At 62.0% G+C, this 255-nt stretch carries 1 pseudogene and 1 other annotated feature; the pseudogene reads left to right on the top strand.

Annotation, left to right across the window (positions count from 1 at the left end):
• Positions 1-255: pseudogene (locus NQ018_RS11750) on the top strand (IS3 family transposase); the annotation flags it as partial.
• Positions 60-191, top strand: a sequence feature (AL1L pseudoknot). It overlaps the preceding pseudogene by 132 nt.

Genomic DNA, 255 nt, shown 5'->3' with positions numbered 1-255 from the left:
GAGCAGGCCAAGGAAGTGGCCAAGCTGCGTCGGGCCAATGAGATCTTGAAGACGGCGTCGGCTTTTTTCGCCCAGGCGGAGCTCGACCGCAAACTTCGGTGATTGTGGACTTCATCCGCACCTACCGCCACCGCTTCGGGGTCGAGCCAATCTGCGACACACTCACCGCCCACGGGATCGCGATTGCCCCGAGCACCTTTTACGCCCATCAGTCCCGCGGCTTTGGTCCCTCGAGCACAGAACTCGACGAAGCGT

This window comes from Corynebacterium kozikiae (assembly GCF_024580965.1).
In the GTDB taxonomy this organism is placed as follows: Bacteria; Actinomycetota; Actinomycetes; order Mycobacteriales; family Mycobacteriaceae; genus Corynebacterium; species Corynebacterium kozikiae.
The sequence above is the reverse complement of the archived record's forward strand: the minus strand, read 5'-3'. Positions and strand labels throughout refer to the sequence as shown.